This is a genomic window from Sinorhizobium sp. 8-89, assembly GCF_030124325.1.
In the GTDB taxonomy this organism is placed as follows: Bacteria; Pseudomonadota; Alphaproteobacteria; order Rhizobiales; family Rhizobiaceae; genus Sinorhizobium.
On sequence record NZ_JASKLR010000050.1, the window covers coordinates 1 to 17452 of the forward strand.

The window sequence follows — 17452 nt, forward strand, 5'->3', positions numbered from 1 at the left end:
GTGTGGAGCTATACGCTTGACGACGGCCTCGCCGACAGCCTGGCCGAGGGCGAAAGCCGCACCGAGAGCTTCGTGGTGACGGTCACCGACGACAACGGTGCCACCGACACCCAGACGGTGACGATCACCATCAATGGGACGAACGATGCGCCGGTTTTGACTGTCGATCACACCGGTTCCGTAACGGAGGATCTCAGTGCTGTCGCCGGCAACCTCAGCGACAGCGGCAACCTGAGCTACACAGACGTTGACATCACCGATACACATTCGGTGACGAGCACGCTCGTCGGCGCGCCGGCATGGTCCGGCGGTGATCTTTCCACCGTCCTCACCGCATCGCAGATTGCTGAGTTGACCAACAATTTTGCGATCGGTGGCTCCAACTGGACCTATAACGTCTCGAATGCGCTTGTGCAGTTCCTCGACAGCGGCGAGACGATCAGCTTCGCCTATCAGGTCACCGTCACCGATAGCCATGGTGCGACCGACACCGAGACGGTGACGATCACCATCAGCGGCGCCAACGACGCGCCTGTGGTGGCAAGCACCTGCGTTTGGCTGCCGAGCGATCCGGCCCAGCAGACACCTGGCTTTGGCAGCGGATATCCGTTGCAGGTATCGGTCCCGACGGATGTCGACGGCGACAACATCATCGTCACCGCGACCAATGCACCAAGCGGCGTGTTCTATTTCGACGGCAGCAGCTACGTGGCGGTGACCAGCGCGACGGTGCTCTACAATCCCACGACCGGCGTTAATCTGCTTGACGATGTCGTCTATAGGCCGACAACTACGGTCAATGACACCGTCGTCAGAACCTTGAACCTGCAGGCGAGCGACGGGACGACAACGACAGCCTATTCGGTGACGATCAACGAGGTGCCGCCGAACCGGCTGCCTGCAACCTCAGTGAGCATCAACGACGACAAGGGCGGGCCGCTGACCTCGGGAAACAGCGTCATCAAAATGATGCCGGTGTCCCAGAGCTTCGCCGATGGCATTAATGCAAATTTGTCGGGTGCAACAATCAAGATCCTGACGGATTTTCAACAGACGAACTTCCAGACGCCGATACCGCTCAGCGAGCGTGATCCGACCGGCTTCAATGGAAGCAGCGCAGGTACTGCACGTGAAAAGGAACTGCAGATCGAGCTTCAGATCGGAACCAACAGGTTCGTCGTCGTCGAAGCAGACACGACAGCGGCGAAGTTCGAGCAAAGCTGGTTTTTCGATCAGAGCACCGGTCTCATGGCCGCGACCGTAAGCTATTCAAACATCTACCTGCTTAACAGCTCGGGCATCGCGACGGCGACGACCCTTGCAGATTTTCTCGCGCAAAATCCTGTCCACGCTGGCGATCAGTGGACCATGAGTTATTACGATAACAATGGTGGTAACTTTCAAGGGCGGTCCGCTGAGTTCCAGTTCTATTACAATGATCCGGGCGATCCCGGCATCGTTGTTGTTGGCGATAATACGAAGTCCAATCTCATCTATGGCACCTCAGCTGCCGACAATCTCACCGGCGGCGCTCTCGACGACACCATCATCGGCCGCGGCGGAAACGATGTGATCAATGGCGGCGGCGGCAATGATACATTGCGTGGCGGCGCCGGCAACGACACCGTTGATGGCGGCAGCGGTGTTGATCTCCTCGATCTGTCCGATGCTTCCTTAGGGGTGACACTCACACTTACGCAGTCGACGGGCAACACCGTGGCGGACCTCACTGCCGTTGGTCTGGGCGTGGACACCTACCGGAACATCGAAGGCATCATCGGATCGGACTACGATGACATCCTGGTTGGCAGCGCTTTCGACGATCAACTTCATGGCGGCGCGGGCTCGGACACGATGACGGGCAGCGGTGGCGCCGATACCTTTGTGATCGGCGGCAACGAACTGCAGATCGGCATCGACGACGTCATCACCGACTATCACGCGAGCGAGGGCGATGTCGTCGACCTGACGGAGCTGCTTGGTGACCTGGCGCCCGACACGACACTTGACGACAACTACGTCAGGGTCGTCCAGGACGCCAATAACAGCAGCGCCAGCCTGCAGGTCGACACGGACGGCAGCGCCGGGAATGCCTCAGGGTGGCAGACGGTGGCCGTTCTCGAAGATTTCTCCGTCTCGACCGAGGTCGTGAAGATACTCTTCAACGAGAACGGCACCAAGACGACGGGTGAGGTCTGATCGCCGGGCATCATCTTTACATTTTTCCGACTCGCGGCAAACATGGCGCGGACCGGGCTTTCCGGAGGGGGCATCTAGCGAATGATCAGAGCGATATTCACGGGGGCAGTGATTGTCCTCGCAGCTTCGGCAACTCATGCCGCCGACCTTTTGGTCGATTATGTGGCGGTCACAAGGCAATGCGACACGCTTGACGCGTCGTCTCTGGCGGCAGGACAGGACATTACCTCCCTCACGAAGGAGGTCGTGTCACGCATGGACCAGGCGGTCGCGGTCGCCGACGACCCGCGATGGATTTCTTCCACCCGCCCGACGTTCGTCTGGGCTTCGGAAGCCAAGGTTGCTTGCGGCAAGGCCTATGGTTACCTGCAATCCGGTTGGCGCGACGAGGACTATCTCGCCAAATGCGATTGCTTCCACACCAAGATGCTCCGCTTCATGCACTGAAAAGAGGCGGTTAGCCCATGCCGGTCAATGTAGTTTCATCGGCAAAGCGCGCCGCGCTTCGCCTTCCCTGGATGACGCTCGCGACAATGGTGGTCGGCCTGCTTGCCGGTTGTCAGGGTGCGACGAAGGAGGTTCTCGACGTCAAACCGCCACAGGCGGGGCAGGTGCGCCGTGCGGCCATACAAGCGCCCAAGCCGCAGGAAACCATCGGCGCCGGACCAACTCGCATCGGGCTTGTCACCGCGCTGATGGCGACGACCGGTGCAAGCGAGCGAGAGCGCGATGTTCGCGACGGTGCGCTGCTCGCGCTGGACGAACTTGGCGGCGGTGAGCTTGCGCTTGCCATAGAAAATACCGATGGCTCACCGCAACAGCTGCGGGACGCCGCCCAGCGGCTTGCAAGCCAGGACGTGAAGCTCGTCGCCGTGTCGGCCACGGACGCGCCGATAAGCCTCGTTCGCGAGGGGTTTGGTGCCAAGGGTGCACCAATCCTGGCGCTGCGGAACAATGCATTGGAACGGCCGGCTGGAACATTTTCCTTTGTGTCCGACCGGATCGACAGCGCCGTCGAAGGCGCATCCTACGCGGTAGCGTCCGGCCGAACACGGCTTGTCGTGCTCTCGTCGGCGGATTTGACCGCAACCGAAAGCCAACGGCTGGCCAGTGGACTTGCCAGCTACAACATCAAGCCGCTCGTGATGGCCGCCGCGGGCGCAGATCCCTTTTCGGGAGACGCGAGCACCAAAGGCAGGATAAAGGACGTCGACTCGGTGCTCCTGGTCGGCGCTGGCGATGCGGACATGGGCGCTCTTTCGCGGCTGAGGGCGGGCGGTTACCTGAAGCCGAACGCGATTATCCTCGGCAGCTCCGGTTGGTCATCCGCCGCCTACAAGCGTCCGGAGCTCGCCGGCAGTCACCTCTGTCTCTTCGGGCCGGAGAACGGCTCGCGGATGACGGCAAGCTTCCGCCAGAGGTATGAGCGGCCAGCAGATGTCGACGCAGCCTACGGCTTTGATGTCGTTGCGCTTGCGGCGGGTCTCGCGCGCACGCAAAATGAAAATGGAATCAACGAGCAAACCATGAAGTCGCCCGCTGGCTTCCTCGGCGCGGCAGCCGCATTTCGTTTCAACAAGGACGGTTCCGTAAGGCGAACCTGTGCCATCCATCAGGTGGCCGCCGGAAGCCTGAAGCTTGTGGATCCAGCGCCGCGATCGTTCTGAAGCTGCCTGCGAAGGACAGTCCGCGTTAGGAGCATGGCAGAGTTCGTATCGTCCGATACCTGAACGATCGCGCCGCGCCGTGCGAGACGCGGGCGACCATCATGACTGATCACGAAAGGCGCGCCGAGGCTTGCGGGGGAGGGAACGCGGCTCGGAACTTCCCGTTGGAAGGGACGTTTGCAAAGAAGCTTCCGCAAAGGCTTCGACATGCCGAAAGATACAAATCAGCCGACCGTTGTCATCACGGGCTCGAGCGGCTTTCTTGGGCAGGCGATCGCGTCCGGCTTGAGAGACCGATACCGCGTCATCGGTTTCGACGTGGCTGCCCCAAAGAGGTCGTCGGACAATTTCGAGACGATCGAAATCGATCTCACCTCCGATGAGAGCGTGAGGGATGCGGTGGAGGCGGTGCGCAGGCGCAGCGGCGGTCGCCTGGCCTCGGTGATCCATCTCGCCGCCTATTACGACACGAGCGGCAAGAGCAATCCGAAGTATGATGCGGTGAATGTTCAGGGGACGCGGCGGCTGCTCACCGCACTGCAGCACCTCGAAACCGAGCAGTTCATCTTCGCGAGCACGCTGCTGGTGCACGCTCCGAGCCCGGACAAAGGCGTGCGGATCGACGAGGCCTCTCCGCTAGAACCGTCCTGGGCATATCCGAAGTCGAAAGCCGAAACCGAGGCCGTGATCGCGAAGGAGCGTGGCAGGATCAAGACCGTTATCCTGCGTCTTGCCGGCGTCTATGACGAGGACTGCCGCGCCACATTCATCGCGCAACAGATCGCCCGCATCTTCGAGCGGCTCCCTACAGCCTACGTTTTCAGTGGCGATCTTGGGGCAGGGCAGCCGTACCTGCATAAGGACGATCTGGTTGAAGTGTTTGTGCGCACCGTCGACCGTCGCGGCGAATTGCCGGCCGAAAGCGTGATGCTGGTCGGCGAGGAAGAAACCCTGTCCTATGGCGATCTGCAGAAACGCTTCGGCCAGCTTATCCATGGCGAGGACTGGCGCACACTCGTCCTGCCCAGGGGGCTCGCCAAGACCGGGGCATGGGTGCAGACGGAGGTGCTCGACCAGGAGACGGACATCAAGCCGTGGATGATCGAGAACTCGGACGATCACTACGAGATCGACATTTCCCGCGCCCGAGCCCTGCTCGACTGGAAGCCCAAACATAGCCTTGCAGGCACACTGCCGGAAATGATCGGACGGCTGAAGGAAGACCCGACCGACTGGTACGCGAAGAACAAGCTGGAGCCCTCCGCCGTGGCCGCCTCGGGGCCGGAGATCGAGCAGGTCGAGAAAAGACTCGACCGACCATTGGAGCGCAGCAACGAGGAGGTCGAGGCCGCCGTGGAGCAACACCGGCTGCGCACGCTCTGGGCGCCGCTGGCGAACGTCGCGCTAGGCCTATGGCTTATCGCTTCGCCGATGACGCTCGGCCTTTTCGACCCCGTCGGCGCGCCATTGCCTCCCGCGCTGGGGCACGAGATTGCCGAGGCCGATATCCGCAATGCGCGTCTCGGTGTGAGCGAGATGGTGTCCGGACTGCTCGTAGTCGCATTCGCGCTGTTCGGGATGTATCGCCGTTGGTCCTGGGGGCAATGGATCACGACGGGTCTCGGCGTCTGGATCATGTTCGCGCCGCTCGTCTTCTGGACGACAAGCGCCGCCGCATACGCGATCGACACACTTGCCGGCATGTTGATCCCGGTCTTCGCCGTAATGATCCCGCCGACGCCGGGCATCAGTAGCCGGGCGCTTGCGGCGGACGACGACCGCCCGCTCGGCTGGAGCTATTCGCCGTCGTCCTTCACCCAGCGGATCCCGATCGTGGCGCTCGCCTTCGTCGGCCTGTTCGTCTCGCGCTATCTTGCCGCCTTTCAGATGGGGCATATCGACGGTCTTTGGGACCCTTTCTTCGGACCGGGCGCCGCCCCCGTCCGCAATGGCAGTGAAGCGGTGGTGACGTCATGGGTATCGAAGGGATTTCCAATCGCGGATGCCGGGCTCGGTGCCTTTGCCTATGCGCTCGACATTCTCGCCGGCGCGATCGGCGACCGGCGCCGCTGGCGCACCATGCCCTGGATGGTGCTGCTCTTCGGCTTGCTGATCATTCCACTCGGCGCGGTCAGCGTCTCCTTCATCATCATCCAGCCGCCGCTGATCGGAGCGCTGTGCACGCTCTGCATCGTCCAGGCCGCAGTTACCGTTGTGTTGATCCCCTATTCGATCGACGAGGTGCTGGCGACCATCCAATATCTGTGGCGGGCGACGAGGGCCGGCGAGCCGCTCTGGCGGACGTTCTGGATGGGCGGTCCGGCGCTTTCGGAAAACCAGACGCCCAGGCCCGATCTCGACCGCCCGGCTTCCAAGCTGCTCAGAGAATTCATCACCGGCGGTGTCAATTTCCCGTGGACTCTGGTGGCGAGCGTCTTCCTCGGCGCGGCCTTGATGACGACGCCGCTTGTCTTCGGCAGTAATCCGCCGCTCTATTATAGTGATCACGTCGTCGGCTGCATCGTCATTATGGTCGCGGTTACGGCGATGGCAGAAGTTGTGCGGCCCGTCCGTTTCCTGAATGTTGCGCTCGGTGCGTGGGTTGCGGCATCACCATTTTTGCTTCCCGGCGGTGGCATGGCCGGTACATTCGCGGACGTGGCAATCGGGTTGGCTCTGGTTGCGCTCAGCCTGCCGCGCGGGACGCGCAGCAAGGAGCACTATGGCGGCTGGGACCGAGCAATCGTCTGAAATGCACAATTTTCTGGAGCATGGCGCGGCGCCGAGCCTTGCTTGTCGCTCTCTTTTTCCTGCTCAAGTTAATTCCGTAAGCGCCATCACTCCCAGGAAGCCGATAGCGTTGGCGATCGCTGAAGACTGCTGGAACTGGTGCGACTCCGCCTCGGGTACGAGGTCGGTGATGGTAAGGTAAAACATGCCACCGGCTCCCATCGCAAAAAGAAAGCCCAGGACAGCTTCTGAAAGACCCTTCAGAAGAAACCAGCCCGCTACCGCCGAGACGAACAGGGAGATCCCGATTACCGAGGTCCATCCGAGAATGTACCGGTTTGCTTCCTTCTGCTCTTTGTCGAGGGCCAATTCGCCGATGCTCATGCCCTCGCTGAGATTGTCGATGCAGATGGCCAAGCCCACGATCAGGACCACGCGAGGCTCGAATGCGGCGCCAATGCCGATCGCCATGCCTTCGATCAGTTCCTCTGCGCTCGTGCCGCCGGCAAGCACAGCAATGCCGCTACCACGGGGCTTCTTGTGCCGGTGCAGGCGGTCTACCGCGCGTTTTTGATCCGCTTCCGCCCCGGCCATTTGCCAGCGATTGACGTAGAGGTCGAGAATGTAGACGAGAGCCAGGCCAAGCAGAAATCCGGTGACCACGACCGGTACACTTGCGAGTTCCAGAGACTTGGGCATCATTTCAAATGCGAAGGTGCCGAGCAGAACGCCGGCTGCAAAGCCGACGGTGATCGAAAGCACGAGGCTTGATGGTCTGATCGCAATCGCGAGCAGACCGCCCATTGGCGACGCGACAGCCGCAACAGAGGCAACTCCCAACGTAAGCAGCAGATCATTGTTCATCACAACCCAGAGCAATTCCATGAAAGGTGTAGCGTATTTGTCCGGAATTGCGTGGTTTCAAAGAGTTAGATCATTTTGTTGTTTCAATGGAACAACAAAATGATCTCGGGAACGTTCAGCCGGACTTGTCTTCCCGCGGGCGCTTTTAATGCCCGCAATCCTCGACATGCTCGTAACGGTCCGCACGCCACGTTTGTTCCTGCAGCTCAACTGTTGGGCGACGTTCAAACAAGCGCTTGATCGTTTACCCGGCCTAGATGAACCAACGTAAGCAGCTTGGCGTTTCCTTTGAGACGTCGATCGCCTAGGGGTTCATAGTCGTGGAGTTGACACAACGGCCCGCGCGCGAAAAAGAAGAGACCTCCGGCACGTTCGCGACCTTCCCCTACGACCGGATGACGGTCGAGCGTTTCCGGGAGGCCTTTCCGCGCGCGAGGTGGAGTGACGAGCGCAGGAGCTGGTTCGTCCCGGGCAAAACCGCTGCCCGCCGCGTGGACCGCTGGCTCGCGCGAGAAGCCGAGCTTCTCGATGCGCATGGAGACTCCAAGGGCAGAGATGCTTATGCCTTTGATCCGATTGTCAGTCCCTATCTCGAGCTCGGCGAGGACCTCCGCGTTCGAACACCCTATTCCAAGACCGTTCTTGAGGAACTGCGTGCAATTCCATGGTCACACTGGGATGAGGATCTCCGCGTCTGGCACGTGCCGTTCCGGTCCTATGAGGAACTGCGTCGCCGCTGGCAAAGGATCGAGGAAGCGGCGAGACGTAGTGAACCGGAGGAACGGAAGCGACGTCGGGAGGCGAATAAGAACTCGAGGGAGCAGAAGGCCGCGCGGTTGCGTTCGGCCGAACGCCGCCGCCGTCGTTATCCCTTGCCCTATGATGAGTTGCCACCCTTGGGCCGCCCCGTAGCAACCGAGCAGTATGGGATCGTCGTATTTGTCGAGGTCTCGGGCGAGTTCGTCGAGCCGCCTGTGCTCATCACCTTCTATCCACATGCCGCCCGGACTGGGCTTGACTATGTCTGGGGCACTTGGCGCCCGGCGAGCCTGTCAGAACTCATAGCGACTTGGCCGGCCCGTCGTGAGCCGGGGCTGCGGGACCATATCCTCGGCTGGTGGAGGCCGACACTTGCCGAACTTAGGATTGCCCGCCGAAAGGTGCGGACCGCCGAACGCCGAAGACAAACCCGTGCGGTCAGCCAATCAACCTGAACCATCGGTCGGCCGCATCGGCGTTCCAAGCCTGCTTGGGCGACCCTCCCCAGCGGGCCTTCAGTACATGCATGAACGTCGTGGAACTTTCGCCGCCCTGCACGATTGTGCTCAAGGCTACGTCGAGGAGATTTTCATGGCCAAGGCTCCCAGAATTGGGGAAACTATTCCCGTCGGTGTTGTCGATAAGCAGAATGAAACAGTTGGTGTGCAGAAAAACAGGGCGCCATCGCCCGCCAAGCAGCTCAAACAGCTCCGCGCCGACTTGGAAGCACTCAAGCGTGCGGTCGCCCAAGCGGGTTACGACGGTGTGCAGCCTTCGCTATCGAGAACGCGAGCGGCGGGCAGGGCGGCTGGAGGCGCCATCACCGACCACCCCATCATCTTTGCTGGCGTTATTCTCATCGCCGTTGTGGCCCTCGCCGGGATGACACATCGCCGATCCGAGCCGAAAAGCCGCGTCGATGTTCTGGTGGCGGACCTGATGCACCGCCTCGACTATATGAAACGGCTCCTCCTGTGAGATACGTCCTTATGCCGAACGAGCCACCCTCACAGTTGCGCCTGCGAGCTAGGTGGAAAAAGGGTGGGGCCATAGTCTGGCGGGACGACGGGAAGCAGGGCTCCCCGCCGAGAGAGGGCAGGGAGCATAGCCGGCCTACTGGATGACCTGCACTACGGTGTAGGTCTTTGGATCAACGATCACGCGCTGCTTGTTCACGACAGCGTAGGCATAGGTCGGATTTTCGGGGATTGGCGTCAGAGTGACCGTCCGTGGGAGCGGCCGGCCCACTGCGATGGGCTCCTGAATGACGACCGTATCTGCCGGCATCGGCTGCTGCTCTACATATGTGACCACCTGTTGTGGCGGAGGAGAAATGACGGCGCCGGCAATGAGCCCGACCGCGCCGCCGACAGCAGCGCCCACCGGACCCCCGACGATCGCACCCGTTACAGCCCCACCCGCAGCACCTGTTACGGCGGCATCGTTGTTATCGTTTGCCATTGCGGGAGCAGCAAGAAGGCCTGTCGCAAGCGCGGACACCAAAAGAATCTTTTTGCTCATGGTCAGTACTCCTTTCATCGTATGAAGGACAGAACGAGCCTCGGAACAATAGGTTCCGCATATTTGCGCATTGTTAAAGACTATAACAAATTGTGAAAGGCATATTGAGAGAGATCGCAGGGCAAATTTCCCTGGAAAACGCATTGATTTATCTTAGTCGCTTCTGCAGATATACATATTGCACCTCTGCAAATAGGGTTCTATTTAACCCCTCTGGTGCGCTGGCGACGCGCAAGCCTCAACATGAGGCGACCTCGCCGTCCACTTTCCCGGTTATTTCTTCTTACATCTTCGACGTCAGCACCGGCGTCCACGGGCCTTCTATGCAGGCCTTCTATGGTGAGACGCCCCTTCCAGGAGATGTTGGAAAGCTCACCGCGATCACACCCGACCGAAGTCGAGTAGGGCGGCGGCGTCAGCGGGCGGAATTTCTGCCGGGATCCAAGTCATGGCTCCGAGGGCTTTGAGATCAACGAACGCCGAGAGATGCACGGTGTTTCCGCGACTTCGTCAAGACTGGAACCAAAATTCCGTTGGTGGGTTTGATTTTGACCGGATTCGGAGACCAGATCCCAGGAAGAGGTAAGCAAATGAAATATAAGATCTTTGCGGCGGCGGCGCTGATGGGCGCTGCCACGATGCCGGCGGTTGCGCAGACGGCTTCTCCGTCGGGGAACACCCCCGCAGTCACCACGCCTGACAGTACCAACCCGGCTGCGCCTGTCGAGGGAGCTAACAGCTTCACGGAAGATCAGGCAAAGCAACGCATGGAGCAGGCCGGCTACACCGAGGTCAAGGAGCTGAAGCTTGATGATCAGGGTGTCTGGCGCGCAACCGCCATGAAGGACGGAAAGTCCGTCTCGGTCGCACTCGATTATCAAGGCAACGTAACGGCGCTCTGATCAGAAGACGCCCTATCAAATCCACCAAGGAGCATAAGCATGAGAACTGTCTCAGCGCTTTTCGATGATTATCAGGACGCCCGCAAAGCCGTGAGCGAACTGGAAGCTGTCGGCATCCCGTCCGACGATATCAGCATAGTCGCAAACAACGCCGGCGAGCGTTATTCCGACGAGGCCTCGGGAGCCGCCACAGGGGCGGGAACTGGTGCCGGCCTCGGGGCCGCTGGCGGCGGCGCGATCGGCCTTCTGACCGGTCTTGGTCTGATGGCAATTCCGGGCGTGGGTCCTGTTGTCGCAGCGGGATGGCTGGCTTCGACCGCCGCCGGTGCTGCTGCCGGGGCCGTGGCCGGTGGCGCAGCGGGTGGCATCATCGGCGCGTTGACCGATTCGGGAGTTCCCGAACAAGAGGCGCACTTCTACGCCGAAGGGATTCGACGCGGGGGAACGCTAGTGTCGGCACGTGTCGATGAAGGCCGCGCACCTCAGGTCCTCGCGATCTTGCAGAAATCCAACTGGGTTGATCCGACCGAGCGGCGGCGCGCCTATACCGAGGAGGGTTGGGCGCGCTTTGACGGTGCCGCGGCACCCTACACGCCGGACGAGATCGAACGCGAGCGCGAACGCTATCGCACGATGAGGGGATAGCTAACGCCCCCGCGACGATCCACCCGGCGGTCCGCCGCGGCAGACCAAAACGTTAACCGGCGCGAGGGACGTCGCGCCAAACACGAAGATACCCCGCCGGGAGGCGGGGTATCTGACAATCTCTCAAAGCGCATCAGTTCCACGTCTGGCGGGAATACCAATCGTCGACATCTCGTCTTACGTTGTCCTTTTCGATGCCGTAACGCTCCTGGATCTTGCCCTCGAGTTGCTCGCGCTTACCTGCGATCTCGTCGAGATCGTCATCGGTGAGCCGCCCCCATTGTTCCTTGATCTTCCCTTTGACTTGCTTCCAGTTACCTTCAACACGGTTCCAGTCCATGAACTTTCTCCTGGTCGTTTGTTCACCTAGTGTGGGAACTCGCGATGGCGGATTTTGTTTCCTCAGCCTCTCTAAACGACATGCCTGTTACGGGATCATGCGCCGCCCGGCGCTCCTCGCCACTGCCCCAGGGCCGGGAACAATCATCCGGATCGATCGTTAGCCGGAAACGTTGGAGCGTCGAGCGAATGAAGCGGCTTCGAAGGCGCAGCCGAGGCAATGGCCCGTCAATCGTCGGCGCGCATTTGTTCTATCCCTCACGAGCAGACAGGACATGGCAAAACTCTTCAAAGCGGAGTCTCTTGGCCACTGGCGGCATCTTTGTGTCGACATGCAGAAGATGTTTGCCGAAGACACGCCATGGCATGTTCCGTGGATGGACAAGGTATCTCCCGAGGTCATCGAGGTAGCCGGCCGCCATCGCGATCGCACAATCTTTACCCGTTTCATTCCTCCCAGGACCGCCGCCGGAATGCCGGGCACATGGGCGGCCTATTATTCGAAATGGTGGATGATGACCGGTGAGCATCTGCCCGCCGACATGGTCGAGTTGATTCAGCCGCTCGCAGAACTTGTTCCGCCTGCCCAAATACACGACAAGCGCACCTACTCACCATGGTTTGACGGCACGCTCCACGCAAGACTTCAACGCGACCAGGTCTCGACGCTGGTTATCAGTGGCGGCGAAACCGATGTTTGCGTTCTCGCCGCTACACTCGGCGCAATCGACCTCGGCTATCGGGTCATCCTTCTTAAAGACGCCGTATGCAGCAGCGCGGATGATTCACATGATGCCTCGCTGGAGCTTTTGGGCGAGCGTTTTTCCGTGCAACTGCAGCTCATGACGACGGAAATGTTTCTTGCGGAGGCGAGCGCGTAACCTCGCTACGCCAGCACTCCCCGCGATCACTGGACCACGGGCATTGCCTGGCTCCTCAAGAAAGTCTGACCCTGCGGGTTTCTCAAAAGCGGTGCGCGACGAAACCTTGAAACCGGCTGGCCAAGGCCCATCTAATACGCCACTACCCGTATCGAGGTGCTTTCGAGCCGACGATTGGTCAGGCGGGAATTGCGTCTCCGGGTCGAATAGGGCGCTCCCCACAACGGGTTGAGCGCCCTATTCATTTAATATCAACGACAAAGCAACGGCGTTTGAGGGAACAGAAGCGCCGCCCAAGCATTCCGTTAATCGTGACCACGAACCATGGAGGACGTGCGATGTCACAGCAGTCTCACGCCGTTGCCACCCCCGCTGGGCACGTTGTGACCGCGCGCGAAGCGCTGGAGCCGCTATATCTGCACCTCGAGCAGGAAGCCGAGGCTAGACTCGTGGCCGCCGCCATGCGCGCCGGCTGGTCCGCCGAGGAAGCTTTGTCAGCGATCGACGACCTCAAGTTGGAAGACATGCAGGCCATCGCCCGTCGCAAATCCTGATACATGGCGATACGTCTCGGCGCGAAAAATTGACGGCTAGGCGTTGCTCGGTCTCACCGGGAGTCGGGCCGGCAGCGAGTCGTGGCCGGCGTCCAAGTCTACTCATTGAAGGAAGACCCCCAGGCGTGAGAGGCGGAACATTTTGCCTGAGCCGCGGTTTTTTAGAGCAATTCAAAGGAGACCGTTATGAACAATCTCATTTGGCTCGTCGGCGCTGTCGTGATCGTCCTCGCCGTCCTTTCGTTTTTTGGATTGAGCTAAGGCGAGCTCGTGGAGCTGCGGAAATCAAGCCTGCGGGCGTCCCAGCGAGAGGCAAGGTCCCCGCCTAAAAGAGCTTGGCCATGGCGCGCAGAGCCGTGAGATCCCTGACGCCGTTTTGATAGAGATCGATCAGCCGCGCGGCGATTTCCCTTGCTTCCTCACTGTCGATCGACAGGTTCCGCTCGTGGACGGAAATTGCGAGGATATCCTTGAGCATCACGAACTCACCCGGAAGGATAAGGTGAGATCCGTCGCCGATGGAAGCGTCCATGATATTTGCCTCCTGACTTGGCGCGAGGCGCAGCGAGGGCGGCCACAGTCCCGCCGAAAACATCGCCATGCACAAGCGATCTTTCCAAACTGACAATCCGCTGAATGGTTCCTGGCATTGAGAGATCGCCCCTCGGGCAGGCTCGCGCACAAGGTTACTTGTTTGCCGAGCAGGCTATTTTTCGCAAAGCCGACGTGGCCCGCTGTACGGTTGAAACGTGCAGTCTGACGGCTGAAACGAGCGATAGGCGCGGGCGCAGGCGTGAAAGTTGCAGGAGGCAGGCGCACCGCCGCCATTTGTGGAACCTGCCACCGGCGTATCGGGCTCGTTTGGCATGCTTTCGCCGCCCGTCGCCAGTGCGGTGGTCATGAAGTTGCGCCAGATCCGTGCGGGGAGTTTACCGCCTGTTACCTCGTTCATCGGCGCTTCGTCGTCGTTCCCGACCCAAACCCCAACAACCAGCCGTTCGGTGAAGCCAATGAACCAGGCGTCGCGATGGTTTTGACTGGTGCCGGTCTTGCCCGCCGCGAGCAGCATCCCGAGATCGGCCTCCCGGCCCGTCCCTCGCTCGACGACCAACCTCAACAAACCAACGAGGTCCGGCTGATATTGGCCGAGGTCGGTCGTGGGTTGCTTGGACGCCCCCACGCGAAATGCCTGCGGCTGTCCGTCGGCATGAAAGGATACGATCCCCCAGGGCTCGACCGGGGCGGCGCCGGCAAGAACGGAGGCGTAGGCGCCGCTGAGGTCAAGCAGGTTCACTTCCGACGAGCCGAGGGCCAGGCTTGGTGTTTCAGCAAGTTTGGCATCAATCCCGAGCTCCCGAGCGGCGGCGATGACCTTGTCGATCCCAACCTCCATTGCCAGTGCCACCGTCGCCGCGTTCAGCGACCGCGCGAACGCCTCTGCTATACTGACTTGGCCGCGATAGCCGCCACCATAGTTTCCCGGGGACCAGCCGTCGATCTCGACCGGTGCATCCTCCACCCAGTCAAAAGGCGTAAGGCCGGCCTTCAATGCCGCATAGTAGACAAAGAGCTTGAAGGCGGAGCCAGGTTGGCGCATGGCCGTAACCGCTCGGTTGAACGTGCTCTTCGAATAATCACGCCCGCCGACCATGGCAACCACGGCGCCCTGCGGCGTCATCGCCACCAAGGCAGCCTGCTGGACTCCCGCTTTCGTACCCTCCTGTTGGAGGGTTTCGGCAATGACATTTTCGGCGATCGCTTGCAGCCGCGGCATCATTGTCGTTCTGACCTTGATCGTGCCCCGATAGGGTCCCGCAAGCTCGCGCGCTTCCTGCATTACCCAGTCCGCAAACCAGCTCCCCGACCGTGTTGCCGGCTTTACCGGACGAAGCTCCGCAGTCGCGGTCTTGGCCTGTCCCGCGGTTACCTTGCCGCCCTCGATCATGGCATCGAGCACGGATTCCGCTTGCCGGCGCGCGCCATCCGGATTGTTGATCGGGTTGAGCTGCGAGGGCGCGCGGATAATACCCGCAAGCATTGCCGATTCGCTTACGTTGAGTTCCCGCACTTCCTTGTCGAAGTAAATGCGGGCGGCCGCCGGTACGCCCGTTGCACCGGCACCAAGATAGATGTTGTTCAGATAGCGCGTGAGGATTTCGTCCTTGCCAAGTTTGTGCTCCAGCCAGAATGCTATGACCGCTTCCTGGATCTTTCGCTTCCAGGTGCGGTCTCGCTCCAGATAAAGGATCTTGACCAGTTGCTGAGTGATCGTGCTGCCGCCTTGAACGACTTCGCCTGCACCGACATTCCTGTAGATTGCGCGAAGAATGCCCTTCAGATCGACGCCGAAGTGCTCATAGAAGCGCCGGTCCTCTCTGGTAAGGACGGCATCGATGAGATGAGGCGGGAAATCTTTTCGTGCCGCATAAGGCCCCTGAAGCGGCCCCTGGGTCACCAGCGGCTCGCCAGCGGCCGTTTCAAGCACCACGACCGGCTTCAGTGAACCATCGGCGATCTCGTTCCAGGGCACGTCGGCCAAGGCCCAGGAGAAGAGGGCGATCAGCGACGCAAGGGATGCCGCGCTCGCAGTCGCCGCGCTCCGCATGACGATAGCTCGTCTGCTACGTGGTTTCCCTCGGACGGAAGGAATGTCCCGCGTACGGCGCCGGAACCGTGCCCAGCTCAAGATTGTTGCAGTCCATCCGGTGCCCCCGGACTTCGCGCTCGAAGGTTCCGCTCGCAGTCGCCGCCAGGAATTTCCGGCCAACAGGCCGAGCTTTTCAGCGGCTTGCCGTGCCGCCTCGACTGCATCGCCCCGCACCGCCTCGACAAGTCTCAACAAAACCCGGCCGGTTTCGGCAAGCGCTCTCCGCGTACGCGCAAATGTTGCAGCACCGGAGCTTGCCGCCGCTTCGATGCTGTGCCGTGAAGTGTCCGGCCTTTGGTTTTCCGGATCTCCGCCCGGAGCGGCATTGCCGTCCGCCATGCGTGAACTCTTTCCAAACGACTGCACCACGCCGCCTTGAGGTGCGCGACGCGACCCCTCCTAGCATTTTCCGCTTCGGCTTAGATCGCCCCTGTTTGTCGCGCAGAACGCGTTGACCCGGCAAGAGGTTGCCAAAAACATTGTACAAAGGATGACGGCTGCCGCACGCGGCCGCGCCAACGCCCCCGTCTGCCCAGAAGCGCCGTGTGCTCAAATCGTGAACGACGACTGTGCTGCCGATCGTGTCGCGCAATGCGCTTGCGAGCGGGAGGGGAGGGACAACGCTGCCATCGCGTTCGATTCCGCGGAGCGCACGCCATCGCGGTTGCCGGCCCGCGGCGCGAGATCACGCGCCGATCGCGATGACGCTCCTGATCAGGCACGCCGGTGTCATGGAGATTGACACCGGGTAGATCCTGGTCGTCGGGTTTGCTTCAGTCATAGGCTTGCACGCCAATCACGTGGCCATGCTCAATCGCGTCGAACTCATCGTGGCGAGACGCACCTGAACCGCTTTGCGTTGGTGCGCGTTGTCCTGCAGCGCCTCATTGGTGATGCGCATTGCCAGGAACAGGAGGTTCGCTCGAGAGCGACCGATCTACAGGGACAAAGCTTATGTTGCAGATGCAATTTCTTGACCGCTACAGTCCTTATGCGCTTGCTGCGCTTCGGATCGTGACGGCTTTGATCTTCATGGAGCACGGCACTCAAAAGATGTTCGGCTTTCCAGGTCCGCCCGAGCAGGGATTGCCCGCGCTCTTCTCGCTGTCCGGGATCAGCGGCTTGATGGAACTCGTTGGCGGCCTTTTCATCCTCGTTGGGCTGCTCACCCGTCCCGTGGCCTTCCTGCTTGCCGGCGAGATGGCGGTGGCCTATTGGATGGTCCATGCGCCGCAAAGCTTCTTCCCGGTTTTGAACGGTGGCGACGCCTCAATCCTCTATTGCTTCGTGTTCCTGCTCCTCGTGTTCACGGGACCGGGTGCCTGGAGTATCGACGGAACGTTGAGCGCGAAGAGCACTGCGTCACAGTAAGTGCCGCCAATCAGGCACCAGCAAGGTAGTGGTGATGCGTTGCCCTCGATGCGACGTACCTGGCTTCGACTGAGGCCGAGCAGCATGACTTCGAGGCGATGCAATTCTTTCTGCGACATGGTGATTAAACAGGACATGACGACTCCGAACGCTCATGCACTTCACCAGGCTGAAGGTCGTCATCCTTGCTCCCAACGTTGACATTGACCAGCGCATCGAGAGGCGGGACTGTCGCATCTCTAACTGGCCCAACTGTCGCATTACTAAATAGCCCTGGAGAATCTAATCCAAGTGCAACAATGACGAGTGGATGGTAGGGGATTACCCGCAATCTCGCAAATGTGCCATGAACACCTCGGCTGGTGTGCGATAG

At 60.6% G+C, this 17452-nt stretch carries 16 protein-coding genes; 11 read left to right on the top strand and 5 right to left on the bottom strand.

Translation table 11 applies throughout. The features are described from left to right. The 4 genes from QN219_RS32745 to QN219_RS32760 form a co-directional block, all read left to right on the top strand. A partial coding sequence (locus QN219_RS32745) for a VCBS domain-containing protein (RefSeq protein ID WP_284004590.1) occupies positions 1–2199 on the top strand: 2199 nt, incomplete at its 5' end. Between the two features lie 81 nt (positions 2200–2280). Continuing rightward, the gene (locus QN219_RS32750) at positions 2281–2646 is read left to right on the top strand and encodes a hypothetical protein (RefSeq protein ID WP_284004591.1); all 366 of its coding nucleotides are present in this window, start codon (positions 2281–2283) and stop codon (positions 2644–2646) included. Positions 2647–2663: 17 nt separating this feature from the next. Then, entirely contained in the window at positions 2664–3866 is a 1203-nt protein-coding gene (locus QN219_RS32755) for a hypothetical protein (RefSeq protein ID WP_284004593.1), read from the top strand. A gap of 207 nt (positions 3867–4073) precedes the next feature. Continuing rightward, on the top strand, positions 4074–6617 hold the full coding sequence (locus QN219_RS32760) for an NAD-dependent epimerase/dehydratase family protein (RefSeq protein ID WP_284004594.1): 2544 nt from the start codon (positions 4074–4076) through the stop codon (positions 6615–6617). A gap of 63 nt (positions 6618–6680) precedes the next feature. Here the strand turns inward: QN219_RS32760 and QN219_RS32765 are convergent, their stop codons facing one another. After that, positions 6681–7460, bottom strand: a complete 780-nt coding sequence (locus QN219_RS32765; protein ID WP_284004595.1) for a ZIP family metal transporter — start codon at positions 7458–7460, stop codon at positions 6681–6683. Between the two features lie 320 nt (positions 7461–7780). On the opposite strand from QN219_RS32765, the gene QN219_RS32770 reads away from it, so the two are divergent. Further along, complete coding sequence (locus QN219_RS32770) at positions 7781–8674, top strand: hypothetical protein (protein WP_284004597.1); 894 nt, start codon at positions 7781–7783, stop codon at positions 8672–8674. Positions 8675–8810: 136 nt separating this feature from the next. After that, a complete protein-coding gene (locus QN219_RS32775) occupies positions 8811–9197 on the top strand; it encodes a hypothetical protein (RefSeq protein ID WP_284004600.1) in 387 nt (128 codons plus the stop codon). Between the two features lie 135 nt (positions 9198–9332). On the opposite strand, the gene QN219_RS32780 is transcribed toward QN219_RS32775, so the two are convergent. Beyond that, positions 9333–9740, bottom strand: coding sequence for a DUF1236 domain-containing protein (locus tag QN219_RS32780; protein ID WP_284004603.1), 408 nt, complete (start codon positions 9738–9740; stop codon positions 9333–9335). 590 nt (positions 9741–10330) lie between these two features. Between QN219_RS32780 and QN219_RS32785 the strand changes: the two genes are divergently transcribed. Then, the gene (locus QN219_RS32785; RefSeq protein WP_284004604.1) at positions 10331–10642 is read left to right on the top strand and encodes a PepSY domain-containing protein; all 312 of its coding nucleotides are present in this window, start codon (positions 10331–10333) and stop codon (positions 10640–10642) included. Positions 10643–10681: 39 nt separating this feature from the next. Further along, entirely contained in the window at positions 10682–11287 is a 606-nt protein-coding gene (locus tag QN219_RS32790; protein ID WP_284004605.1) for a general stress protein, read from the top strand. Positions 11288–11420: 133 nt separating this feature from the next. Here QN219_RS32790 and QN219_RS32795 read toward each other — a convergent pair whose 3' ends face one another. After that, positions 11421–11627: a CsbD family protein gene (locus QN219_RS32795; protein WP_173514724.1), complete on the bottom strand. Its 207-nt coding sequence runs from the start codon at positions 11625–11627 to the stop codon at positions 11421–11423. 274 nt (positions 11628–11901) lie between these two features. On the opposite strand from QN219_RS32795, the gene QN219_RS32800 reads away from it, so the two are divergent. Next, positions 11902–12507: an isochorismatase family cysteine hydrolase gene (locus tag QN219_RS32800; protein ID WP_284004606.1), complete on the top strand. Its 606-nt coding sequence runs from the start codon at positions 11902–11904 to the stop codon at positions 12505–12507. Between the two features lie 338 nt (positions 12508–12845). Continuing rightward, a complete protein-coding gene (locus QN219_RS32805) occupies positions 12846–13061 on the top strand; it encodes a hypothetical protein (protein ID WP_284004607.1) in 216 nt (71 codons plus the stop codon). A gap of 325 nt (positions 13062–13386) precedes the next feature. Here QN219_RS32805 and QN219_RS32810 read toward each other — a convergent pair whose 3' ends face one another. Both QN219_RS32810 and QN219_RS32815 read right to left on the bottom strand, forming a co-directional pair. Beyond that, positions 13387–13593, bottom strand: coding sequence for a hypothetical protein (locus QN219_RS32810; protein WP_269275622.1), 207 nt, complete (start codon positions 13591–13593; stop codon positions 13387–13389). A 174-nt stretch (positions 13594–13767) separates the two neighbouring features. Next, positions 13768–16047, bottom strand: a complete 2280-nt coding sequence (locus QN219_RS32815; protein ID WP_284004608.1) for a PBP1A family penicillin-binding protein — start codon at positions 16045–16047, stop codon at positions 13768–13770. Positions 16048–16662: 615 nt separating this feature from the next. Here QN219_RS32815 and QN219_RS32820 point away from each other — a divergent pair. Continuing rightward, positions 16663–17079 (top strand): DoxX family protein, encoded by a 417-nt coding sequence (locus QN219_RS32820; protein WP_284004609.1) that lies wholly within the window; start codon positions 16663–16665, stop codon positions 17077–17079. Positions 17080–17452: the final 373 nt, after the last annotated feature.